This is a genomic window from Bradyrhizobium sp. Leo114, from assembly GCF_055229415.2.
Genome location: NZ_JBUYEN020000008.1, coordinates 146831 through 169418 on the forward strand (window position 1 = coordinate 146831; position 22588 = coordinate 169418).

Below are 22588 nucleotides of genomic sequence, written 5' to 3' on the forward strand. Positions count from 1 at the left end.
GGGCAAAGCGAAGCGTGCCCACCATTTACGTCGGCGTGTTGATGGTGGGCACGCTGCGCTTTGCCCACCCTACAATCCAGCGAACTCGCTAGCCCGGCGGGGTCGCGTAGTTGGTAAAATCGATCTTGAACAGGCCCGGATCGATCTTCCTGGTGGAATCGAGATTGTAGACGGCGACGGTGGTGTCGTAGCCCTGCGGATCGGTGATGGTCCATTGCTTGAGCTGGCCGTCCTTGGCGCCGACCATCAGCATCAACCGGCTGGTGCCGATCAGCGCCTGCTTCTCCTCGATGATGATCGAGACGAAGACATCGTCGGCGGTGACGCTGACGACGTTGGTGTCCTTCATCAGGTCGATGCGGTCGGATAACAGATAGCGCAGCGGCGTCTGCGACAGCGGATAGATATCCTGCGTGGCGAGCTTGCGGTCGCGCACCGCGACCGAGGAGCCGTCGGCGACGATGTCGATCGGGCTTGGCGGCTCATATTCGAAGCGCACCTTGCCGGGCTTCTGGATATAGAAATCGCCCTTGGTCTTGGAGCCGTCGGGGCCGACCTGCACGAAACTGCCGGCGAGCGATTGCAGCGAGGAGAGATAGCTGCTGATCCTCGCGGCCTGCGCCTTCTGGTTGGCATCGAACGTCGTGAAGATGCTGGCGGGAACGTTGCGGCGCGGATCGGGGATGACAGGGGTCGGCGGCGTCTGTGTCGAGCCTGTCGTCGCGGGGCCTCTCTGTTCCTGCGCGCTCATCTGCGTGCCATCGCGGCCCTTCGGCGCGGGCTTCGGCACCGGCACGTTCTGCGCCGATGAGGGCGCGGCGCCGGCGATCGACGTGGCGATCAGGATCGCCAATCCGGAATGGATGGCGCGATGGACGTGCTGTTTGGCCATTCGGTATTTCGGATTCTGATGCAACGCGTGTTCCGACTTTAGGGGCATGATCTTTTCGGAAAACCGGTGCCCACTTTTCCGGATCATGCCTGAGTTTACCGTGGGTAATGCCGCGGGGATATCGCTTTTCCGTGAAATTCTCGGGGCAGGATCACATGCTGCCTTCTTCTTCGATCAGGACCTCGCGCTTGCCGGCATGATTGGCCTGGCCGACAACGCCCTCGAGTTCCATCCGCTCCATCAATGAGGCGGCGCGGTTGTAGCCGATCTGCAGCCGCCGTTGAATATAGGATGTCGAGGCCTTGCGGTCGCGTTTCACGATCGCCACCGCCTGCGCATAGAGGTCGCCGCCGCCGCCGTCCCCGCCCATGCCGGTGGAGTCGAATACCGCGCCGTCCTCGTCGGTCGGCTCTTCGGCGGTAACGGCTTCCAGATACTCCGGGGCGCCCTGCGTCTTCAGGTGGCGCACCACCTTCTCGACTTCGTCGTCGGAGGCAAACGGGCCGTGCACGCGGCTGATGCGGCCGCCGCCGGCCATGTAGAGCATGTCGCCCTGCCCCAGCAGTTGCTCGGCGCCCATCTCGCCCAGGATCGTGCGGCTGTCGATCTTCGAGGTGACCTGGAAGGCGATGCGGGTCGGGAAGTTGGCCTTGATGGTGCCGGTAATGACGTCGACCGAAGGACGCTGCGTGGCGAGGATCACATGCAGGCCGGCGGCGCGCGCCATCTGCGCCAGGCGCTGCACCGCGCCTTCGATGTCCTTGCCGGCGACCATCATCAGGTCGGCCATCTCGTCGACGATGATGACGATGTAGGGCAACGGATCGAGGTCGAGCTTCTCCTCCTCGTAGATCGCCTTGCCGGTCTCCTTGTCGAAACCGGTGTGCACGGTGCGCGTCAGCTCTTCGCCCTTGCCCTTTGCCTCGACCAGGCGCGCATTGTAGCCGTCGATGTTGCGCACACCGAGCTTGGCCATCTTCTTGTAGCGCTCCTCCATCTCGCGCACGGCCCATTTCAGCGCGACCACCGCTTTCTTGGGATCGGTGACGACCGGCGTCAAAAGATGCGGGATGCCGTCATAGACGGAGAGTTCGAGCATCTTGGGATCGACCATGATCAGGCGGCACTGGTCGGGGCGCAGCCGATACACCAGGCTCAGGATCATGGTGTTGATCGCGACCGATTTGCCGGAGCCGGTGGTGCCGGCGATCAGCATATGCGGCGTGCGCGCGAGATCGATGATGACGGGTTCGCCGCCGATGCTCTTGCCGAGGCAGAGCGGCAGCTTTGCCACCGAGTCGATAGCTTCCTTCGCGACCAGGAGTTCGCGCAGGTAAACCTTTTCGCGATGCAGGTTCGGCAATTCGATGCCGATGGCGTTGCGGCCGGCGACGACGGCGACGCGAGCCGACAGCGCGCTCATCGAGCGGGCGATGTCGTCGGCGAGGCCGATCACGCGCGACGACTTGATGCCGGGCGCTGGCTCGAGCTCGTACAGCGTCACGACCGGACCCGGATTGGCTTTGACGATCTCGCCACGCACGCCGAAATCCTGCAGCACGCCTTCGAGCGCGCGCGAATTGGCTTCGAGCTCGGCCTTGCTCTGCGGCTGGCGGTCGGCGGCTTTCGGCGCTGACAGCACCGAGACCGAGGGCAGCTCGAACTTGTCGGACGATTTCTTCTTCGCGCGCGGCTCGGCCTTCTTGCGCGGGGCGCGGGCGACGGGCGCTTCCTCGGCTTCTTCCTCCTCGTCTTGTTCCTCTTCCTCTTCGATCTCCTCGTCGAATTCCTCGCTCGCCTCCGGCACCACGGACGGCGCGGCACGGCCGCCGAGACTGGGCTCCTGCCGCTCGAACGCGGCTGCGCTGCGTTGTGGCGCGCTCGAGACCAGCGACCGATAGGCGGTGCCGAAGAGCCAGCCGAGCCGCGCCTTCGCGCTCATGACAGCGTGGAACAGCCAGCCGAGCGAGATCGAACTGCGGTCTTCCTCATCGTCTTCTTCGACGAACGGCTCGTCACGATCCTCGATCGCCGTCAGCTCTTCTTCGCTCTCCCTTGCGCCCCAGCCGCTCGCGAACAGGAAGCTCGCGGTCATCGCGACGAACAGGATGGTGCCGAGCACCAGGCGATAGATCATGCCGGCCGGGCCGAACACCACCGCCGGCGCGCGAACCAGCGCATCGCCGACCACGCCGCCGAGCCCGGTCGGCAATGGCCAGGCGCCATTATGCGGGAAGCAGCTCGCAAAGCCCGCGGCGATCACGGTGGTGAGGATCCAGCATGCCAGCCGCAGCGCCTCGCGGTCGAAGGCGCGATGCGTCAGCATGCGCCAGCCCCACACCGCGATGGGGAGGATCAGCATGATGGCGCCGAGGCCCAGGATCTGCATCAACAGATCGGCGCCGATCGCGCCGGGATAGCCGAGGATGTTGCGGATCGGGCGCGAGGTGGCGTGGCTGAGACTCGGGTCCTGCACCGACCACGTCATCAGCGCCGCGGCGGCGACGCCGGCAAGCGTGATCAGGCACAGCCCGCCGAATTCTCGCACCCGCCGCTCCAAGGCTTCGCGGATCGGGACCGGCAGATGGCCGACCAGGGGAATGACACGTTCGATCGCTGGCATACGCTTCCAAAGCCTTGCGATTAACTTAAGGTTTCGACCAGGCGGTGCAGCGCCTCGGCCGTTGATTCACTGTCGGAGACCAACGCGAGCCGGATATAGCCCGCGCCCGGATTGGAGCCGTCGGCCTGCGGCCGCGCCAAATAGCTGCCCGGGATCACGCGCACGCCGGCATCGCGATAGAGTTTCACCGTCGCCGCCTCATCGCCGCCGCGCTCGGAGACGTCGAGCCAGACGCAGAAGCCGCCGGCCGGACGCTGATAGCCGTAGCGGCTGCCGAGGATCTGGTCGGCGAGATCGAACTTGATCCGGTAGAGCCTGCGGTTCTCCTCGACATGCGCCTCGTCGCTATAGGCGGCGACCGCGACATGCTGCAGCGGCACCGGCACTTGCGGCGCCGCCACGTTGCGTAGCTCGTGGAAGGCGGCGAGGAACTTCTTGTCGCCGGCGGCAAAGCCGACGCGCATGCCCGGCAGGTTCGAACGCTTCGAGAGCGACTGGAACACGACCACATTGGTGAAGTCGGGGCCGGCATGTTCCAGCGCGCTGCCGGGAGCTTCCCGGGTGTAGATCTCCGAATAGCATTCGTCGCTCAAAATGATGAAGCCGAAACGAGCGGCGAGCGCCTTCAGACGCGCGAAATAATCGCGCGAGGCGACCGAGCCTTGCGGGTTTGCGGGCGAAGCGATGTAGAACGCCACCGTGCGCGCCAGCAGCGCGTCATCGAGCGCGTCGAGATCGGGCAGGAATCCGTTGGCCGGCGTGGTCGGCAGATAGACCTGCTCGCAGCCGGACGCGCGGGCGCCGGCGCCATAGGCCGGATAGAACGGGTTCGGCATCAAGATTGCCGGCGTCCCCGAGCGCGCGCCGACATAGCGGGCGGCGGTGATGGCGGCGAAGAACAGGCCCTCGCGGCTGCCGTTCAGCACCAGCACTTCGCTCTCGGGATCGACCGGCCGCGGCAGGCGGAACCGGGTCGACAGCCAGTTCGCCGCCGCGCGGCGGAACGGCTCGATACCCTTGGCGAGCGGATAGCGGCCGAACTCGGCCGTGTGCTTGGCCAGCACCGGCCCGACAAAGGCGGGAACCGGGTGCTGCGGCTCGCCCAACGACAGCGTAATCAATGGCTTGCCGGGTTGGTACGGTGCCAGCAGCTCGGCCGTGCGCGCAAAGGGGGAACGTTCGGCCTGACCGGCCGGCATTACACTGCCGGCGTCTTGCGCCACGCCGGAGGGAGCGGTCATTGCCATGTCTAAACGCCAGCACTTTCAACGCGGTCGAGGGGAATCCAGCTCGACCGTAAATTGATCAAGTCACCATAGATACGGCGAGGTTAAGACGCGATTAACCATCGGTGTCGCTGGACAATTTGCGTGGTATTACCATATTTTCTCTGAGTATTACCGGGCAATTGGAGATCAGCGATGACAACGACTGTCACCCGCAAGGGCCAGGTGACAATCCCAAAGCCGCTTCGCGATTACCTGGGTATTGGTCCGGGCAGCGAGGTCAATATTCGCCGTAGCGACGACGGCAGCGTTCTGATCGAGAGAGCGGATGGACCGCGGCCTGCCAGCCGATTTGCCAAGGCGCGTGGCTCCGCGGGGCGGGGCATGACGACTGACGAACTGATGGCCCTTCTGCGTGATGAGCCGGAATGACCCTCGTCGATTCGAATGTCCTTCTCGACCTCGCGACCGACGACGAGAAATGGGCCGACTGGTCGCAGGTGCAGCTCGAACGGGCGGCATCGGCTGGGCCATTGTTCATCAACAATGTCATCTACGCAGAAGTCTCGATACGCTACGACAAGGTCGAAACCGTCGACGCCACACTCTGCGACTTGAAAATCGAGCTGGCAGAGATCCCGCGCGCCGCGCTCTTTCTTGCCGGCAAGGCCTATCTCCAATATCGCGCCGCCGGTGGCAGCCGCACAGGGGCACTATCTGATTTCTTCATCGGAGCCCATGCTGCGGTGGAGCAGCTGCCACTCTTGACCCACGACGTGCGGCGCTATCGCACCTATTTTCCGACTGTCGCGCTGATTGCGCCGGAAGGCGAACGGTAGCACCTCGAGCAGCCCTGCCGCGTCGGCAGCCGTTAGAAGGCCGGCATGCCCTCTCCTTTCTTCGGGCCGCGGTCAAAAAGAAAGGGGCTCCAACTTGCGCTGGAGCCCCTCAACGGTCAGGGCATTGCCGGGTATGTGCCCGAACCGTAGTTCTGGGTGTGATCCCGGGAGAGATCACACCCCGGGAGAACTCACATGTTGTAAGCGCGCTCGGTGTGCTCGGTGATGTCGAGGCCTTCGCGCTCGGTCTCGACGTTCGCGCGCAGGCCGACGATCACGTCGACGACCTTGTAGAGGATGGCCGAGCCGATGCCGGACCACACCAGCGTGGTGCAGACGCCCCAGAGCTGGGAGGTCATCTGGGCGACGAAGTCGTAGTCGCCGATCTTGCCGGCGACATAGTCCATCACGCCGGTGCCGCCGAGCGCCGGGTTCACCAGGATGCCGGTGCCGATCGCGCCGACGATGCCGCCGACGCAGTGGACGCCGAACACGTCGAGCGAGTCGTCGTAGCCGAGCGCATTCTTCACCACGGTGCAGAAGAACAGGCAGACCACGCCGACCACGAGGCCGAGCACGATCGCGCCCATCGGGCCGGCGAAGCCGGCGGCCGGGGTGACCGCCACGAGGCCTGCGACCGCGCCCGAGATGGCGCCGAGCACCGACGGATGGCCCTTGATGATCCATTCCGCGAACATCCAGGACAACGCCGCCGCCGCGGTCGCGACGAAGGAGTTGGTCATGGCGAGCGCGGCGCCACCAGAAGCCTCGAGGTTCGAACCGGCGTTGAAGCCGAACCAGCCGACCCAGAGCAGCGAGGCGCCGATCATGGACATCGTGAGCGAGTGCGGAGCCATCAGCTCCTTGCCGTAGCCCGTGCGCTTGCCGATCAGGATCGCGCCGACCAGGCCGGCGATGCCGGCGTTGATATGCACGACGGTGCCGCCCGCGAAGTCGATCGCGCCCTTCTTGAAGATCCAGCCGGCGTCAGCATTGATCTCGTCGAGCTTGGCCTGCGCCGCGGTCTTGGCCGCGCCGTCAGCCGCAGCCGCCAATGCCTTCGCCGCATCCGTGATCGCGTCCGGACCAGCCCAGTACCAGACCATGTGGGCGATCGGGAAGTAGATCAGCGTCACCCAGAGTGGGATGAACAGCGCGAGCGCGGAGAACTTCATGCGCTCGGCGAAAGCGCCGACGATCAGCGCCGGCGTGATCGCCGCGAACGTCATCTGGAAGCAGACATAGACGAGTTCGGAGATATTGGCGTCGACGCTGAAGGTGGCTGCCTTCGAGTCCGGCGTCACGCCCGCCAGGAAGGCCTTGGAAAAGCCGCCGATGAAGTCCGAGCCGCCGGTGAAGGCGAGGCTGTAGCCGTAGAGCGCCCAGAGCACGGTGACGATGCACACCGTGTAGAACACCTGCATCAGCACCGAGAGCATGTTCTTGGAGCGGACCAGGCCGCCATAGAACAGCGCGAGCCCCGGGATCGTCATCAACAGCACCAGCACCGTCGATGTCATCATCCAGGCGTTGTCGCCCTTGTTGACGGTCGGCTCGGCATAGGCGGCGGTCGCAGCGAACAAGCCGAATGCGAGTGCCGCCAATCCCGCGCCATGGGGACGTTTGAACGTCATGTTATTCTACTCCTGAATTGTAAGGTTTGAGCGCGAAATCAGAGGGCCGCGGCATCGGCCTCGCCGGTGCGGATGCGCACCGCGTGGTCGAGGTTGATGACGAAGATCTTGCCGTCGCCGATCTGTCCGGTCTTTGCCGCCGATGTGATGGCGTCGATAGTCTTGTCGACCTGGTCGGCCGCAACCGCGACCTCGATCTTGATCTTGGGCAGGAAGCTCACGGCGTATTCAGCGCCGCGATAGATCTCAGTGTGGCCCTTCTGACGCCCGTAACCCTTGACTTCCGTCACCGTGAGACCGTGAACGCCAATGGCGGTCAGGGCGTCGCGGACTTCTTCCAGCTTGAATGGCTTAATAATCGCCATAACAATTTTCATGTGTCCTATCCCCGCTTGGGCCCGGTGCAGACGAACCGGGTGTTTTTCGACTGAGATCCACCACGCGGAGAAAATTCACGACGCGGTCACAGCCGCAGGCGTTAGAATCAAATGCCGTGCCAGATCGACGGCACCGCCTAACGGATTATGAATCCGCCCGTTTTCGCGTTTGACGGGAATTGGTCGGACCTGCGCTATTCCGTCGCGCTCAAAACGTAATCAATATTGCCCGATTCATGGGCACGCCAGAGTCCGGACATAATCCTGCCCAGCGCGGCGGCAAATCGACGGTAATAAGGTAGAGGAAATTACTGCAGGGCCTCGCCGTGCTGCGAAATATCCAGGCCTTCCAGCTCCTGCTGCAGCGACACCCGGAGCGGGACGAACGCGCTGACCAGCTTCAGCAGCACGAAGGTGATGCCGCCGCACCACACCAGCGTCACGGCGACGCCGGCGAGTTGGATCAGCAGTTGCTGCGGACGGCCCTCGAGCAGGCCGGCCGTGCCGCCGATGGCGCTGGTGGCGAACACGCCCGCGAGCAGCGTCCCGGCCATACCGCCGATGCCGTGGACGCCGAACACGTCGAGTGAATCATCATACTTGAAGCGGAGCTTCAGCCAGGTGCAGGCCCAGAAGCACACGAAGCCCGCGATGATGCCGATGATGACCGCGTGCCATGGTTCGACGAAGCCCGAGGCCGGCGTGATGGTGCCGAGCCCTGCGACCGCGCCGGAGATCATGCCAAGCACCGACGGCTTGCGTCGCGTCGCCCATTCGATCGCGCCCCAGGTCAGCGCGCCCGCGCAGGCGGAAAGATGCGTGGCGATGATCGCCATCACCGCGCGCGAACTCACGGTCAGTGCCGATCCGCCATTGAAGCCGAACCAGCCGACCCAAAGCAGCCCGGTGCCGATCACTGCGAGCGACAGGTCGAACGGCGACAAGTTCTCGCTGCCATAGCCGTGGCGTCGCCCCAACACTTGCGCGGCGACCAATCCGCTGACGCCGGCCGAAAGATGCACGACGAGCCCGCCGGCGAAATCCAGCACGCCGAGACTTGCGAGGAAGCCGCCGCCCCACACCCAATGTGCGAGCGGAATATAGGCGAAGATGAACCAGCCGACGGAGAACCAGAGATAGGCCGAGAAGCGCATGCGATCGGCGACCGAGCCTGCCACCAGCGCCACGGTGATGATCGCAAACGTCATCTGGTACAGCATGAACAGCGCTTCCGGGATCGTCTTCGCCGCCGGATTGACGCCGTCCATGGTCATGCCGGCGAGGAACCAGCGGTCGAGCGCGCCGATCCACGGTCCATCACCGACGAAGGTGAGAGAGTAGCCGAACATCGCCCAAAGGATCGAGATGATCGCGACGGCCGACAGGCTCTGCGCCATCGTCGCCAGCACGTTCTTCTTGCGCACCATGCCGGAATAGAACAGCGCAAGCCCCGGGATCGTCATCATCAGCACCAGCGCGGTGGCAACGATCATCCAGGCGGTATCGGCGGCGTTGATGGCCGACGTCTCGGCATGCGCCGGCGTCGCCGACAACAGCGTCGCAAGACCAAGCGGCGCGATCAGCCGCGCGGCACGAGAGGATGCCCCCATGGTGTTTCCCCGGCAGAAATGAAATGAGTCTGGTGGATGCGACCGGCGGCGTTGTCGGTCGCGCTCGGAGAGTTTGGAGAAGTTAGAGCGCGTCGCTGTCGGTTTCGCCGGTGCGGATCCGCAGCGCGTGATCGATCGGCGTGACAAAGATCTTGCCATCGCCGATCTGGCCGGTGCGTGCCTTTGCGGTGATGACCTCGACCGCCTTGTCGGCGATGTCGGATGCGACTGCGATCTCGATGCGCAATTTCGGCAGGAAGTTCACGACATACTCTGCGCCGCGGTAGATCTCGGTGTGCCCCTTCTGCCGGCCATAACCTTTGACTTCAGTGACGGTCATGCCGTGGACGCCGATCTCGGTCAGCGCCTGGCGAACCTCGTCCAGCTTGAAGGGTTTGATGATGGCGACGACAAGTTTCATGGCTAGCGGTCCGCATTTTCCTTAAGCACGGCCATCCTTCCTCTTTGGATGACCTTCGATCGCGGGCCAATCTGGCATCTTTCTGAGCAAATGGCACAAAAAAGTTGCAGGTTCAGGGGGAAAACATTGGCAGACCCTGACCTCGCTCCCTGTACAGGGGACATGATCGTCCGTCACAATGCGGCTTTCCTGCTTCGCCCGTTGTTCTACTGGCGTCCGTTCCCAAGAATCGTGTTTTCCAAGGAAATGCCATGGCCGATCGATCCTGGTTTTATGCATCCGAGGGCCAGCAAAAGGGCCCGTTTCCCGAATTCCAGCTCCGTGATCTCATCATGCGGGGCACCGTCGGGCCGGATACGCTGGTCTGGACCGAGGGGATGGCCGGTTGGCAGAAGGCGCGCGAGATTCCCGGACTGATTTCGGATCCTTCCAGTTCGGCGATGCCCTCGCAGGCGGCCGGGCCGCCGATCGTCACTGCGGCCGGCTATGCGGGTGGGACGGTCTCGGCCGATCTGCCGATCTGGGAGCTGTTTGGGCGCAGTCTGTGGTTCGCCATTGGCCAGCTCCTGGTGATCCCGGCGCCGTGGTCCGCCACCGGTTTTTATCGCTGGATCATCCCGCACATCAATGTCCCCGGCCGGCCGAATCTCGGTTTCACGGGACAGGTCGGTGACATCTGGTACGTGTTCGTCGCGATCGGGCTCTTGAGCTATACGGGTTGGACCGAGAGCACGACGGTCGAGCTGCTTGCGCCGTTGCTGCAGGCGTTGCTCGGATGGGTGGTGATCCGCTGGATCGCCAGCCATCTCACGTCAAACGGACAGCAGCTCCCGATCGCCTTCAACGGCAGCGTGATCACCTATATCGGGTGGTACCTGTTGTTGGCGATCTCCTTCATCACCATCATCGGCTGGGCGTGGGTGACCACGGCGTGGATGAGGTGGATGTGCCGCAATATCGAGGGCACGCGCCGCGAAATCATCTTCAAGGCGTCAGGCCTCGAGATGCTTTGGCGAACGGTCCTGTTCACCATCGGCTGCCTATTGCTGATTCCAATCCCGTGGGCCTTGCGCTGGTATGCGAACTGGTACCTGTCGCAATTCGCGCTGGTCGAGCGCAGTACGCTGGCGAATGCTTAGAGCAGGGCAAGACGACCTCGGGTTAGTTTCGCGTCGGAGGCACCTCACCTCTCCCCATCGGGGAGAGGTGGGGCATCGCAACCTTCGCCGCTATCCCAGCTCTACCGCGCGCTACTTCCTCTCGCGCACCGAACCTTCCTGTGCCACTGACGCCACCAGCGTGCCGTCGGGCTTGAAGATCATGCCGCGCGTCAAGCCGCGGCCGCCTTGTGCGCTCGGCGAATCCTGCGCGTAGAGCAGCCATTCGTCGGCGCGGAACGGGCGGTGAAACCACATCGCGTGATCGAGGCTTGCCGGCATCATGCGCTTGTCGAACAGCGTGCGGCCGTAGCGCGCCATGATCGCGTCGAGCAGTGAGAAGTCGGAGGCATAAGCGAGCGCGCACAGATGCAGTGCGGGGTCGTCTGGCAGTTTTGCCGCGGTGCGGATCCAGACATGGATGCGGCCTTCGTCGATCTTCTGGCCGAAATAGCGGCCGAGCTCGACCGGGCGCAGCTCGATCGGCCGATCGGATTCATAGTAGCGGCGGATGAAGTCCGGCATCTCGCGGAACATCGGCTGCTTCGACACTTCCTCCGCGGTGAGCTTTTCCGGCGGCGGCACGTCCGGCATCTTCTCCTGGTGATCGAAGGCGCCCTGCTCCTCGGCATGGAACGACACCATGATCGAGAAGATGGCATTGCCGTGCTGGATCGCGGTGACGCGGCGGGTCGAATAGCTCTTGCCGTCGCGCAGCCGCTCGACCTGGTAGATGATCGGGACCTGAGGATCGCCCGGCAGGATGAAATAGCAATGGATCGAATGCGGCAGCCGGCCCTCGACCGTGCGGCAGGCTGCAACCATCGCCTGGCCAATCACCTGCCCGCCGAACACCCGCTGCCAGCTCGTTTTCGGGCTGTTGCCGCGGAACAGATTCACCTCGAGCGGCTCAAGATCCAGGATGGAAAGCAGGTCAATCAGGCTTTTTGACATGGATGGCCTTCCATTTTGTTGCGCGGCATTAAGTACCTTGTTTGGTGCCACTGTTTCGCCCAGCTATTATCAGGTAGCAAGCATACTCTGAGGGCATGAGCGCGTAAGGGACTTGCATGTCGGCACAACGAGGCATTGTCATTTGCGGGGGCGCTTTTGCGGGCTTGGCGCTGGCGCTGGCGCTGCGGCAGGGGCTTGGGACGGAAATCCCCGTCATCGTGGTCGATCCGGCGCTTGGGCAGCGCCCAAGCCGCGATCCGCGGGCGACCGCGATCGTCGCCGCCTGCCGCCGGCTGTTCGAGGCGATCGGCATCTGGGCCGAGATCGCCGACACGACGCAGCCGATCCTCGACATGGTCGTCACCGATTCGCGGCTCGACGATGCGACGCGGCCGGTGTTCCTGACCTTTGCCGGCGATGTCGAGCCCGGCGAGCCGTTTGCGCATATGGTCGAGAACAGGCTGCTGATCGACGAGCTGGTGGCCCACGCCGAGGCCGCAGGCATTGATCTGCGCGCGAGCGCGGTTTCGACCTATGAGGCCAATGCCGATCTCGTCAGCGTGACGCTCGCGGATGGCAGTGCGATCGAAGCGAGCTTGCTGGTCGCCGCCGATGGCGCCCGTTCGAAGCTGCGCGAGCGCGCCGGCATCGTCACCCATGGCTGGGACTACGATCAGTCCGGCATCGTCGTCACCGTCGGCCATGAGCGCGATCACCAGGGCCGCGCCGAAGAGCATTTCCTGCCCGCGGGTCCATTCGCAATCCTGCCGCTGAAGGGAAAACGCTCCTCGCTGGTGTGGACCGAGAACCGCAAGGAAGCGTCCCGCATCGTCGGCTTGAGCGAGGCCGAATTCCACGACGAGCTGGAGCGGCGTTTTGGTTTGCATCTCGGTGAGGTCAAGGCGCTCGACAAGCCGCGCGCGTTTCCGCTCGGCTATTTCGTCGCGCGCTCCTTCATCGCCGAGCGGCTGGCGCTGGTCGGCGACGCAGCGCATCTGATCCACCCCATCGCAGGCCAAGGGCTCAATATGGGCCTGAAGGATGTCGCGGCATTGGCGGAAGTGGTGGTCGATGCGGCGCGGCTCGGCATCGATCTCGGCCAAGCCGATGTGCTCGAGCGCTACCAGCGCTGGCGCCGCTTCGACACCATGGCGATGGGAGTTGCGACCAATTCGCTGAACTTCCTGTTCTCCAACGAATCGACGCTGCTCAGGACCGTGCGCGACGTCGGGCTTGGCGTCGTCGACCGCCTGCCGCCGCTGAAGAGCTTGTTCATCCGTCAGGCGGCGGGGCTGTCGGGCGAAGTGCCGCGGCTGTTGAAGGGCGAGGCGCTGTAGCTCCGTAGCCCAGATGAAGCGCAGCGTAATCCGGGAAATCCCCTGCAAGCGGACGTTGCGGCCCGGGATTGCGCTGCGCTCCATCCGGGCTACGAACCGGGATCGTCACTGCGAGCCACCGGGTCGGCGCGAAGCGCCGCCCGACGACAGGCTCCGCGAAGCAATCCATCTCCCCGTTTGCGGCGCAATGGATTGCTTCGTCGCTATCGCTCCTCGCAATGACGGCTCAAATCCATCACTCGATCTTGCGCGCTTCTTCCGGCAGCATGATCGGGATGCCGTCGCGGATCGGATAAGCGAGCTTTGCGGAGCGCGAGATCAATTCCTGGCGAGCCGCGTCGAACTCCAGCGGGCCCTTGGTGATCGGACAGACCAGGATTTCCAGGAGTTTTGGATCGGCGGTGCTTTCGAGATGATCGGTCGGGGAGTTCATGATGGTCTTCCAGCTTGACGGCTCGTCTTTATCACATTCGATCAGCGCGCCGCCATCCGCAAAAGCTCGTCGACGATCGCCTGCTGTCTTGCTTTCGGCAGCGGCTGCTCCGTCAGCGCGTGGCCGAGGAATGCCCAATAAAGAATTTGCGCGCGGGCGCGGGCGACGCCCTCGGTGAGACCCGCCCGCTTCAGGAGGCCTTCGACATAGCCGAGCCGCCGCTGGTCGATCGCCTGCACGGCGGCGCGCGCTGAAGCGTTGACGCTCGCCCAGCTTCGCACCGCATTTTCCAGCGCCGGCTTTTCGGAAAACACGCGTCGCAGCAGCACGGCGAGTGCGTCGGAACCTGTCGCTGCCGCCTCGACATCGACGATGATCCGCTCCGCAGCTATCTCGCGCCAATGTTTCAGGATGGCGGCGTGGTAGGCGGCGATGTCGGCAAAGTGCCAGTAGAAGCTGCCGCGGGAGACGCCCATCTCCTTTGCCAAGGGGTCGGCCTTCAGCGCGGTGAAGCCGCGTCTTGCCAGCGCTTTCAGGCCCTGGTCGAGCCAGTCCTTGGCGGAAAGCTGATCGGTCATGTCGCCCACCATACACCAGTGTATTGACAGGCGCCAATGCGCGCGCGATAACCATACACACCTGTATGGAGGCGAACGATGCGCGATATCCTGCTGCAATGTTCCGGCCTCGCCGCGATCGCGGCGGCGCTGATCCACGGTTACCTCGGCGAGTTCAAGGTGTTTCCGAAAATGACGATCGAACCGGCGCGGCTGCGCACGCTGATCCGCCTGGTCTGGCAGGCCGGCACGGTGGCGTGGATCGGCGGCGGCGTGCTCTTGCTCGCCGCGCCCTGGATGGCCTCGGAGGTGGCGCGGCACTGGATCGTCGTCACGCTGGCCTGCGTGTTCGCTTTCGCGGCCCTCGCCAATGCGGTCGCGACGCGCGGCCGGCATTTCGGCTGGATGGCGCTCACCGCCGTGGTGGCGATGGCGGTCGCGGGGTATTAGCCAAATATGACGCTGTCATTCCGGGGCACGCGCAGCGTGAACCCGGAATCCATTGGGCCGCATGCGCTCGTGGAGAAATGGATTCCGGGTTCGTCCTTCGGACGCCCCGGAATGACGGCGGAGGAGAACGACGGGACGCGCGGAAAATCACTGCAGCGGGGGATCGCCGCTGGTGCGCTTCTTGGCGAGATCCATCTCGGTCACCGCGATCAGGATTTCGGCGCGGGTCTTGAGGTCAGGCGCTTCCAGCATCGCCTGCTTCTCCGCCGGGCCATAGGGCGACATCATTGCGAGCGCGTTGACCAGCGCCTCGTTGGGCGCGGCTTCGATGCCGGCCCAGTCGACCTTCAAATTGTTGGCCTTGAGGAAGTCTGTCAACACCGAGAGCAGCGCTTCGCGGTCGACGTCCTCCTCGCCCTTGCGCGCGACGAAGTCACCCGAGAAGGAGAAGAAGTCGACCTTGCACTGGCGGTACGCGGTCAGGACGTTGAGCTCCTCCACCACCTTGAAGCGCGCCACGCCGGTGAGTTCGAGGATATAGCGGCCGTCGCCGGATTCGGCGAGCTGGGTGATGCGGCCGACGCAGCCGACGCGGAACAACGCCGGCTTCTCCTCATTGTGCGAATGCGTCACGTCGGGCTGGATCATGCCGATCAGCCGATGGCCGTCACGGAAGGAGTCGTCGACCATCGCAAGATAGCGGGGCTCGAAGATGTTGAGCGGCATCTGGCCGCGCGGCAACAATAGCGCGCCGGCAAGCGGAAAGACCGGGATTACCTCGGGAAGCTCGGCCGGGCCCCGATATTCGGCATTGATCGGCATCTGTGGCCCCGGTGTTATGCGCGCGCGCTCTAGCTAAGAGAACAGGATCGTCGACAGCCGCTTTCGTCCCTCGACGGTCGCTTCATCCGCCCCGCCCCACGCTTCGAAGAACTGGACGAGCTGCTTGCGCGCGCCGTCGTCGTTCCACTTGCGATCGCGCCTGACGATCTCCAGGAGCTGGTTGGTCGCCTCGCTGCGCTTGCCCATCGCGTTCAGCGCGGTGGCAAGATCGAACCGCGCCTGATGATCGAGCGGATTTGCGGCGACTTTCTCTTCCAGTTCGCCGATCGGACCGACCGACTCGGCCTGCTCGGCAAGGTCGATCGCGGCCTGCACGGCCTTGACGGCCGGATCGTTGCGCTTGGACTCCGGCACCATGCCGAGCGTCTGCTTAGCCTGGTCGATCGCGCCTGTCGTGACATAACATTTGGCGAGACCGGCGAGTGCGGCGATATTGGTGGCGTCGATGCCGAGCACCTCGGCATAGATCTGCGCCGCGGCCGCGGCGTCGCCTTCGGCGAGCACGGCGTCGGCCTCTTTCAGGATTTCCGCGATGTTCGGCTCGCCCGCGGCCGGGACGCCCTTGGTCAGCCGCTCGATGAAGGCGTTGACCTGGCTCTCCGGGATCGCGCCCATGAAGCCGTCGGCGGGCTGGCCGTTGACGAAGGCGATGACGGCGGGGATCGACTGGATGCCCATCTGACCGGGGATCGACGGATGCTCGTCGATGTTCATCTTGACAAGCTTGACCCGGCCCTTGGCGTTGGTCACCACCTTTTCCAGGATCGGGGTGAGCTGGCGGCACGGGCCGCACCAGGGCGCCCAGAAATCGATCAGCACCGGCTGGCGCTTCGACTCCTCGATGACGTCCTTGACGAACGTCTGGGTGGTCGTTTCCTTGATCAGATCGCCTGCCTGCGGCGCCGGACCGCCGCCCTGCTCAACTATCGTCACGATATCCTCGCCTGATGTCCCGAGATTGGCGCCTGTTCTAGCACGGCCGGAACTGAACACCCGTCAGCTAAATGGCGGTTTCGCGTCAAATTTCAATCGGCAGGCGCCCTGCTCGTTCCGCCGCAGGCCGGTCATGCAGGGGCGCGACCAAATGCGGCCGGAGTTTGCAGGGCTGCTCGAGGCGAATCAGCCGTGGCGGCCTGAGGTCGGGAAAAGCGGGTTCCCAGGCGAAAAACGCGGCGAGCCGCCACCGAAACGCTCCTCGCCGCGTTGCTTTTGGGCCCTCGTCCCCATTTCTGGTCAAATGAGGCGATTTAGCCGCCTTCGGGCCTGTTGCATTCGCGGTCCGCTTTTGGCATAGCTCTGCCGTTGCCGGCGAGCGATCGTCGTCATCAGGATGCGGGTGTAGCTCAGTGGTAGAGCACGACCTTGCCAAGGTCGGGGTCGAGGGTTCGAGCCCCTTCGCCCGCTCCAATTTCCCATCCGCCGGACCGGCTTTTACTTGTAGCCCCGCGCCCGTGCCGTGCGCGGTTGCCTTCCCTCCGACGAAGCGAGCCCGTGCTAAGACCTCTCCGGCGAGAGGCGCGGCCCGGCTCGATGGCTGCTCAACCATTCATCCGATGATTGATTTCTCTGGCCAATCGAAATTGTCGGCGGTGACGCTGCGAGAGGCGTTAGCTTCAAACGAATATTGCGGCGCAATGACATCGCTGATGCTTCGCAGGAAAACAGCGTAAGCGAACCTCTCAACTTGTCTTGACCTCGCTCGAATGCGGCGTTGATCGCCTGCGCTTCTCTCGCGCGGGGGATGTGCTAACATTTTCCGCTCTGGCCTATCTCTCGCAGGCCACCACGATCGTCTCGTTAGAATCAATAAAGAGCCAGCCGTCCGGCTGGATTAGGGGAGTAACGCGATGCAATCGGTTTTCAATCGTTCCATTCTTGCGCTTGCCACCATCGCCCTCGTGGCGGGGACTGGCTTTGCCAACGCACAACAGCAGCAGGACAAGGGCAGGGAGCTGAAGAAATACGAATCCGGCACCAAGGAATTCTGGACCCATCCGCCGGATGACTGGTTCCTGGGCGATGAGACCGAAGCGCAAAAGGGCCTCGCCCCACCATCGGGACCGCCGACCGGCGCCTCCGACTCCGAGCTGGCGGCGCTGATCAAGAAGATCAAGCTGCCGCAGGGCTTCAAGATCGAGGTCTATGCCTCGAACGTGCTCGCCGCGCGGCAGATGGCCTGGGGCGACAAGGGCACGCTGTTCGTCGGCTCATTCGGGCTCGGTAACGTCTACGCGATCAAGGACAACAACGGCAAGAAAGAGGTCAAGACCATCCTCAAGGGGCTGAACATGCCCACCGGTCTCGCCTTCCGCGACGGCGCGCTCTACGTGATCGCGGTCGACAAGCTGATCCGCTACGACAATGCGGAAGCCAATCTGGACAATCTCGGCCAGGGCAAGGTGGTCTATGACGACATGCCCTCCTATGCCGCGCATGGCTGGAAATATATCGCTGTCGACAAGGACGGCTGGTTCTACATTCCGTTCGGACCGCCCTTCAACATCGGCATCCCCCCGACCAGCCTCTCGCAGATCCGCCGTGTCGATCCCAAGACCGGCAACGCGGAAATCTGGGCGCTCGGGGTGCGCAACAGCGTCGGCGGCGATGTCGATCCGCGCACCGGCCGCTACTGGTTCACGGAGAACGCGCGCGACTGGATCAGCGACGATCTGCCGAGTGACAAGCTCAACATGATCTCGAGGATCGGCGAGCATTTCGGCTATCCCTATTGCCACCAGGGCGACCTGCCCGATCCGAAATTCGCGATGGGGCATAAATGCTCGGAGTTCACGCCGCCCGTGCTCAACTTAGGGGCCCATGTCGCGCCACTCGGCATGAAGTTCTACACCGGCAACCAATTCCCGGCGGACTACAAGAACAACATCCTGATCGCGGAGCATGGCTCCTGGAACAGGCACAAGTACCAGGGCGCGCGCATCGTGCGCGTGATCGTCGGTCCCGACGGCAAGAACGCCAAGCAGGAAGTGTTCGCGTCGGGCTGGATCGAAGGCGACCAGAATTATCTCGGCCGCCCTGCTGACATCATCCTCGACAAGGACGGCTCGATCCTCGTTGCGGATGATTGGGCCGGTGCGATCTATCGCATCAGCTACAGCAAGAAGTGAGACTGTGACCAACGGGGGCTGCGGCGGCCGGACGGCGGCTGCAGCCTGCAATTCTTGTTACGAATCGGTCCAATCGTCATGCCCGGGCTCGACCCGGGCATCCATCCAGAAAGAACCACTTTTGCGGGATGGATTGCCGGGTCAAGCCCGGCAATGACGAGTGAGAGGAATGAAAATGCGGATTGTATTGGCCGCAATACTGCTAGCAGTGACTGCCTGCGCACTTCCCGCCCGCGCCGCCGATGTCGCGGCCGGCAAGGAGAAGGCCGAGATGTGCGTCTCATGCCATGGCGAGAATGGCGTTTCGCAGACCGAGAACATCCCCTCGCTCGCCGGCCAGCCGGATCAGTTCATCCAATGGCAGCTCGTGTTCTTCCGCGCCGGCACCCGCAAGAACGAGCTGATGCAGCCGATCGTCGAGCAGCTCAACAACGACGACATCCGCAATCTCGGCGCCTATTTCTCATCGCTGCCGCCGCCGAAGGGCCCGAAGGACGACGATCCTGATCTGTCGGAAAAGGGCAAGCAGGCCGCCGCCGGCCGCCGCTGCGCGTCATGCCATACCGACAGCTATGCCGGCAACAAGGCGGTGGCGCGCATCGCTGGCCAGCGCGAGGATTATCTCGTCAAGGCGCTGCACGACTACAAGTCCAGCGCGCGCTCTGGCGGCGGCATGGCCGCGATGGCCGAGGTCGCCTATCCCCTGAGCGACGAAGAGATCACCGCACTGGCGCATTATCTCGCGCATCTTTGACGAGATGCCGTAGCCCGGGTGGAGCGAAGCGTAAGCCGGGAACACTGTACGCCGCGGAGAGACCTGCCCCGGGTTGCGCTGCGCTTCACCCGGGCTACAAGACTACTCGCCCCGCTGCAATTCGTACGCTTTCAGGTGCGTATACGCCGTGCGCAGCTTCGGTACGGGAATCTTGGCGGCGTCGGCGCGGGCGACGAGATCGCCGATCACGTGATCGGCTTCGACCGGCAAGCCGGCTTTGATGTCGCGGAACATCGAGGCGGTCATCGGCGAGCCCGCGGCGGTCAGCATGCCCTTGACGCGCTCGAAGAACGGTCCACCCGGCGCATAGCCTTCAGCGGCCGCTACCGCGCTGCACTCGTCGAGGATGCCGAGCAGGAAATCCTTGCCGCCGGGCGCCGCCAGGATGTTGCCGACGGAGGTGCGCATCAGGCTGGTGGAAGCCGCGAGCGAAGCCAGGAACACCCACTTTTCCCACATGTCCTGCATCACATGATCGCTGGCGGTGGCGCCGTTGATGGCGGAAAACACCTCCGCGATCGCGCGCACGCGGTCGGACATCTTGCCGTCGCGTTCGCCGAAGGTCAGCGACTGCATCGGCTGAAGCTGCACCACCTCGCGTGCTTCATTGAGCGTCGCCGCAATCGCGCAGAGACCGCCGAGCACATGCTCGGCGCCGAATTTCTTGTCGAGTGCGTTCAGGTGAAGCATGCCGTTCAGCAGCGGGATGATGGCGGTGTTCGGTCCGACCGCCGGCGCGAACGACTTGATGGCGTCCTCCAGGTCGAATGCCTTGCAGCTCAATAGCACGACGTCGAATGTCTCGTTCAATTTGTCCGCCTGCACCGTCGGCGGATTCTTCAATGTCACATCGCCGTTCGGGCTCTTGATCACGAGGCCTGCGGCGGCGAGTTCGGATGCGCGCTTGGGGCGGACCAGGAATGTGACGTCACGGCCGGCCTGCAGCAGCCGCCCACCGAAATATCCGCCGATCGCACCGGCGCCGACGACGAGAACGCGCATGGGATGATTCCTTGTTGTTGCTTGAGAGGTGGACGGGTGAACGGACTGTCAAATAGGGAGGCGACCCTCCTGCCCTTCGGTTTTTCTCCTTGGCCCCTATTGTGGCGCGATCCGCGCGGCCCGTCTACTATATGATGATCATCATCATATAGGGATGATCTCCCTTCCCGGTCAAATCAGACGCTCGACCGTCTGCTTCCGCCAGACCAGCATGTAATAGCCCATCTGCAGCAGGAACATGGTGCAGAAGGTGATCGGATAGGCGGCCCACACCCCCTCGATGCCGATCAGCCGGCTGAGGATGATGGCGGACGGGATCTCGACCAGCGCGATCGCGAGGGCGGAGATCAACAGCGGCATCCAGACCGTGCCGCCGGCACGCATCGCCCCCGAAAACACCGTCGACATCCCGAACAGGACCGAGCTCCACAGCACGATATGCAGCAGTCCCTGCGCGAGCTCGAGCACGGCGGGGTCGGTGATGAAAAAGCCCATCAGCGTGCGGGAGAACAGATAGCCGAGCACGGCCAGTCCGCCGGTCAGGACCAGATTCATCTTCAACCCGGTGCCGACGATCGCGCCGATCTGGCTGGCCTCGCCACGGCCGATCGCTTGCGCGCCGAAGATCGAGACCGCGATCGCGATCGACAGCGCGGGAAACTGCACGTAGCTCAAGACCTGGTTGACGGCGCCATAGGCCGCCGTGGCATTGGAGCCGAAACCGTTGACGAGGCCGAGCAGCACCAGCTCGGCAAGCGACATCACGACCATGCCGAGCGCTGCGGGAATGCCGAGCCGCAACACGGTTCGCAGCAACCTGCCGTCCGGCCGCATCGCGCGCAGGAACGCGCCATCGAAAGCCAGCGCATGGCGTCGTCGCCACAGATAGAGGTTGAGCCACACCAGTGTCAGCAGGCTCGATACCGCCGAGGCCCAGGCCGCGCTGGCGACGCCGAGATGCGGCAGGCCAAGCCAGCCGCGGATCAGCGCCGGCGTCACCACGAGGCCGATGACGGTCGAAATCGCGAGCGCGAACAGCGGCGTGAGCGTGTCGCCGACACCACGCAGCATCGAACTGGCCAGGATGAAGGCGAAGGTGAGCGGCATCGTGACCATCATGGTCTGCGCGTAGGAGGTGGCGGCATCGAGAATGTCGGATGGTGTGGCGAGCGCGACCAGGAGTTCGCGCGTGAACAGCAATCCGAACAGCGCGATTCCACTCGCCAGCAGCAGCGCGACCGTCAGCGTCGTGCCGGCCACCGCCTTGACCTTGTCGACTTGGCCGGCGCCGAAGGCTTGGCCGACCAGCACGGTCGCGCCCGAGCTCAAGCCCATCACGAAAGCGATCAGGAAGAACATCACCGGGAAGAACACCGAGACCGCTGCGAGTGCCTCGACTCCGATCATCTGTCCCAGATAGATGTTGTTGATGGTGCCGAACAGCGCCTGCAGGATGTTGCTCAGCATCATCGGCAGCAGGAAGGCGAGGAAGGTCCTCCAGAGCGGCGGCTTGGACATGGAAAGGGTACCTGTTGAAATGTGATAGGTCGTTGATTGAATCAGTCGTGCCGCGAGTTCACCTCCCCCGCTTGCGGGGGAGGTCGGATCGTTAGATGCGATCCGGGTGAGGGCTCTCACCACCTGAAGAATCCCGCCGCGGAGACACCCTCACCCCAACCCTCTCCCGCAAGCGGGAGAGGGGGTGCAGCTCCGTTGTGGCTTAGTTCCACGCGCTAATCCGCGCGGTCGCTGTAGGCGAGCTTGACGACGTGGTCGCGAATGTCCGGCGGCCAGTCGGCGATCTCGCTGATAAAGCGGCGGCGGTCGTCCGCGAACAGGGCGCGCGAGGCCTCCTCGAATTTCGGCAGGTTGCCAGCCATCGCCGACATGAAATGATAGGCGGCATCGCGCGCGGCGCGCTGACGGTCGCGGTCGCCGCTGCTGCGCCGGGCTTCGTCGACGAGCTTGCGGAGCGCGACCGAGGCGCCGCCGGGCTGCGCGTTGAGCCATTCCCAATGGCGCGGCAACAGCGTCACCTCGCGCGCGACCACGCCGAGTTTCGGCCGGCCGCGGCCACGCGGCTCGCTCGGCGCCAGCTCCGGCGCTTCACCTGGCGGAGCCGATGTTGGCAGCCGTGCCAGGATCTCGTCATCGCTGCCGCGAAGGTCCAGATCGAGGGCGCGTCCGGTCCCGTCGCAGAAGATCGCAATCGGCTCGGCGCTCTGGCCGGCCCGTTTGATCGCCAGCGCCACTTCCGGCAGGGGCCCGGCGGCGAGGCGCCGCTGGCCTTCGAAGGCCGTAAAGGTCTGATTCATCTGAGACATCTGGTTAAT

Annotated in this window: 22 protein-coding genes and 1 tRNA gene; 8 read left to right on the plus strand and 15 right to left on the minus strand. The window is 63.9% G+C overall.

The window, feature by feature from the left end; all coding sequences use genetic code 11:
* Nucleotides 1-88: 88 nt before the first annotated feature.
* The 3 genes from ACZIRK_RS12105 to ACZIRK_RS12115 all read right to left on the minus strand — a co-directional run bounded on the left by ACZIRK_RS12105 (nucleotide 89) and on the right by ACZIRK_RS12115 (nucleotide 4762).
* Entirely contained in the window at nucleotides 89-892 is an 804-nt protein-coding gene (locus ACZIRK_RS12105; protein ID WP_051396811.1) for an outer membrane lipoprotein carrier protein LolA, read from the minus strand.
* A 151-nt stretch (nucleotides 893-1043) separates the two neighbouring features.
* Entirely contained in the window at nucleotides 1044-3515 is a 2472-nt protein-coding gene (locus tag ACZIRK_RS12110) for a DNA translocase FtsK (protein ID WP_130226312.1), read from the minus strand.
* Between the two features lie 20 nt (nucleotides 3516-3535).
* Nucleotides 3536-4762 carry an aminotransferase class I/II-fold pyridoxal phosphate-dependent enzyme gene (locus ACZIRK_RS12115; protein WP_130226311.1) on the minus strand — a complete coding sequence of 409 codons (1227 nt, stop codon included), beginning with the start codon at nucleotides 4760-4762 and terminating at the stop codon, nucleotides 3536-3538.
* Between the two features lie 174 nt (nucleotides 4763-4936).
* Between ACZIRK_RS12115 and ACZIRK_RS12120 the strand changes: the two genes are divergently transcribed.
* Both ACZIRK_RS12120 and ACZIRK_RS12125 read left to right on the plus strand, forming a co-directional pair.
* Nucleotides 4937-5173, plus strand: a complete 237-nt coding sequence (locus ACZIRK_RS12120; RefSeq protein ID WP_130226310.1) for an AbrB/MazE/SpoVT family DNA-binding domain-containing protein — start codon at nucleotides 4937-4939, stop codon at nucleotides 5171-5173.
* Nucleotides 5170-5580 carry a type II toxin-antitoxin system VapC family toxin gene (locus tag ACZIRK_RS12125; RefSeq protein ID WP_130226309.1) on the plus strand — a complete coding sequence of 137 codons (411 nt, stop codon included), beginning with the start codon at nucleotides 5170-5172 and terminating at the stop codon, nucleotides 5578-5580. Before ACZIRK_RS12120 ends, ACZIRK_RS12125 begins: the two co-directional genes overlap by 4 nt.
* A 191-nt stretch (nucleotides 5581-5771) precedes the next feature.
* Here ACZIRK_RS12125 and ACZIRK_RS12130 read toward each other — a convergent pair whose 3' ends face one another.
* From ACZIRK_RS12130 to ACZIRK_RS12145, 4 genes are all read right to left on the minus strand, one after another.
* Nucleotides 5772-7214, minus strand: a complete 1443-nt coding sequence (locus ACZIRK_RS12130) for an ammonium transporter (RefSeq protein ID WP_130226308.1) — start codon at nucleotides 7212-7214, stop codon at nucleotides 5772-5774.
* A gap of 38 nt (nucleotides 7215-7252) precedes the next feature.
* Entirely contained in the window at nucleotides 7253-7591 is a 339-nt protein-coding gene (locus tag ACZIRK_RS12135; RefSeq protein ID WP_028164751.1) for a P-II family nitrogen regulator, read from the minus strand.
* A gap of 308 nt (nucleotides 7592-7899) precedes the next feature.
* Nucleotides 7900-9201, minus strand: a complete 1302-nt coding sequence (locus tag ACZIRK_RS12140) for an ammonium transporter (protein WP_130226307.1) — start codon at nucleotides 9199-9201, stop codon at nucleotides 7900-7902.
* A gap of 82 nt (nucleotides 9202-9283) precedes the next feature.
* On the minus strand, nucleotides 9284-9622 hold the full coding sequence (locus ACZIRK_RS12145) for a P-II family nitrogen regulator (RefSeq protein WP_028164749.1): 339 nt from the start codon (nucleotides 9620-9622) through the stop codon (nucleotides 9284-9286).
* A 251-nt stretch (nucleotides 9623-9873) separates the two neighbouring features.
* Between ACZIRK_RS12145 and ACZIRK_RS12150 the strand changes: the two genes are divergently transcribed.
* Entirely contained in the window at nucleotides 9874-10761 is an 888-nt protein-coding gene (locus ACZIRK_RS12150) for a DUF4339 domain-containing protein (protein WP_463327384.1), read from the plus strand.
* Nucleotides 10762-10872: 111 nt separating this feature from the next.
* Here ACZIRK_RS12150 and tesB read toward each other — a convergent pair whose 3' ends face one another.
* The gene (tesB, locus tag ACZIRK_RS12155; protein ID WP_028164747.1) at nucleotides 10873-11733 is read right to left on the minus strand and encodes an acyl-CoA thioesterase II; all 861 of its coding nucleotides are present in this window, start codon (nucleotides 11731-11733) and stop codon (nucleotides 10873-10875) included.
* Between the two features lie 116 nt (nucleotides 11734-11849).
* On the opposite strand from tesB, the gene ACZIRK_RS12160 reads away from it, so the two are divergent.
* Nucleotides 11850-13070, plus strand: a complete 1221-nt coding sequence (locus tag ACZIRK_RS12160) for a ubiquinone biosynthesis hydroxylase (RefSeq protein ID WP_130226306.1) — start codon at nucleotides 11850-11852, stop codon at nucleotides 13068-13070.
* Between the two features lie 235 nt (nucleotides 13071-13305).
* On the opposite strand, the gene ACZIRK_RS12165 is transcribed toward ACZIRK_RS12160, so the two are convergent.
* Together ACZIRK_RS12165 and ACZIRK_RS12170 are read right to left on the minus strand one after the other, a co-directional pair.
* Nucleotides 13306-13503: a Trm112 family protein gene (locus ACZIRK_RS12165; protein WP_028165232.1), complete on the minus strand. Its 198-nt coding sequence runs from the start codon at nucleotides 13501-13503 to the stop codon at nucleotides 13306-13308.
* 41 nt (nucleotides 13504-13544) lie between these two features.
* Nucleotides 13545-14081 (minus strand): TetR/AcrR family transcriptional regulator, encoded by a 537-nt coding sequence (locus ACZIRK_RS12170; protein WP_130226305.1) that lies wholly within the window; start codon nucleotides 14079-14081, stop codon nucleotides 13545-13547.
* A 78-nt stretch (nucleotides 14082-14159) separates the two neighbouring features.
* Between ACZIRK_RS12170 and ACZIRK_RS12175 the strand changes: the two genes are divergently transcribed.
* Nucleotides 14160-14510, plus strand: a complete 351-nt coding sequence (locus tag ACZIRK_RS12175; RefSeq protein WP_130226304.1) for a hypothetical protein — start codon at nucleotides 14160-14162, stop codon at nucleotides 14508-14510.
* Between the two features lie 147 nt (nucleotides 14511-14657).
* On the opposite strand, the gene ACZIRK_RS12180 is transcribed toward ACZIRK_RS12175, so the two are convergent.
* The gene (locus ACZIRK_RS12180; RefSeq protein ID WP_028165229.1) at nucleotides 14658-15332 is read right to left on the minus strand and encodes an LON peptidase substrate-binding domain-containing protein; all 675 of its coding nucleotides are present in this window, start codon (nucleotides 15330-15332) and stop codon (nucleotides 14658-14660) included.
* 33 nt (nucleotides 15333-15365) lie between these two features.
* A complete protein-coding gene (trxA, locus tag ACZIRK_RS12185) occupies nucleotides 15366-16286 on the minus strand; it encodes a thioredoxin (RefSeq protein ID WP_130226303.1) in 921 nt (306 codons plus the stop codon).
* 399 nt (nucleotides 16287-16685) lie between these two features.
* Here trxA and ACZIRK_RS12190 point away from each other — a divergent pair.
* From ACZIRK_RS12190 to ACZIRK_RS12200, 3 genes are all read left to right on the plus strand, one after another.
* Nucleotides 16686-16760: transfer RNA gene (locus tag ACZIRK_RS12190), tRNA-Gly, on the plus strand.
* 440 nt (nucleotides 16761-17200) lie between these two features.
* Nucleotides 17201-18478: a PQQ-dependent sugar dehydrogenase gene (locus ACZIRK_RS12195; RefSeq protein WP_130226302.1), complete on the plus strand. Its 1278-nt coding sequence runs from the start codon at nucleotides 17201-17203 to the stop codon at nucleotides 18476-18478.
* Nucleotides 18479-18653: 175 nt separating this feature from the next.
* Nucleotides 18654-19232: a c-type cytochrome gene (locus ACZIRK_RS12200; RefSeq protein WP_130226318.1), complete on the plus strand. Its 579-nt coding sequence runs from the start codon at nucleotides 18654-18656 to the stop codon at nucleotides 19230-19232.
* 102 nt (nucleotides 19233-19334) lie between these two features.
* On the opposite strand, the gene panE is transcribed toward ACZIRK_RS12200, so the two are convergent.
* From panE to ACZIRK_RS12215, 3 genes are all read right to left on the minus strand, one after another.
* Nucleotides 19335-20255, minus strand: coding sequence for a 2-dehydropantoate 2-reductase (panE, locus tag ACZIRK_RS12205; protein ID WP_130226301.1), 921 nt, complete (start codon nucleotides 20253-20255; stop codon nucleotides 19335-19337).
* A gap of 171 nt (nucleotides 20256-20426) precedes the next feature.
* A complete protein-coding gene (locus tag ACZIRK_RS12210) occupies nucleotides 20427-21773 on the minus strand; it encodes an MATE family efflux transporter (RefSeq protein ID WP_463327385.1) in 1347 nt (448 codons plus the stop codon).
* 215 nt (nucleotides 21774-21988) lie between these two features.
* Nucleotides 21989-22570, minus strand: coding sequence for a DUF2239 family protein (locus ACZIRK_RS12215; protein WP_130226316.1), 582 nt, complete (start codon nucleotides 22568-22570; stop codon nucleotides 21989-21991).
* Between the last annotated feature and the right edge of the window lie 18 nt (nucleotides 22571-22588).